Origin of the sequence: Saliphagus sp. LR7 (genome assembly GCF_003344565.1) — an archaeon.
GTDB lineage: Archaea > Halobacteriota > Halobacteria > Halobacteriales > Natrialbaceae > Saliphagus > Saliphagus infecundisoli.
The window spans coordinates 1-486 of sequence record NZ_QPND01000091.1 but is presented as its reverse complement, the minus strand read 5'-3'; the positions used below and the strand labels follow the sequence as shown (position 1 = coordinate 486).

At 66.3% G+C, this 486-nt stretch carries 1 pseudogene; it reads left to right on the top strand.

What is annotated here, in order from left to right:
- Positions 1–486, top strand: a pseudogene (locus DVH23_RS23310) (hypothetical protein); the annotation flags it as partial.

Below are 486 nucleotides of genomic sequence, written 5' to 3'. Positions count from 1 at the left end.
GGCGGCGAGACCACCACCGTCTCGTTCTCCTACGAGATCCCCGCCGACGAGGAAACCGGCGACCTCCAACACGGCGTCTCCGCCGACGAGGTCGCCACGGCCACCATCACCATCGAAGAGGGCGGCGAGCCCGATCCCGCCTACTTCGAGGTCAGCTCGATCGATGGCCCCGACACCGTCGGCGCGGGCGAGTCGTTCACCGCCGACGCCACCATCACCAACACGGGCGACGAAGAAGCCACCCAGACGATCTTCCTCTTCTGGGACGGCGAAGTCGACGCTCGCGATGAGTACTCCGAAGCGGAACTCCGCCGACTCGTCGACACCGACGCCATGCAGGAGATCACCCTCGCCGGCGGCGACTCCACGACCGTCTCGCTCACCCACACCCTCGAGGACGACCTCGAACCCGCCACCTACGGCTACTCTATCTCGACGCTCCAGGAAATGGCCAGCGCCGAAATTACCGTCGAAGCCGTCGAGAGC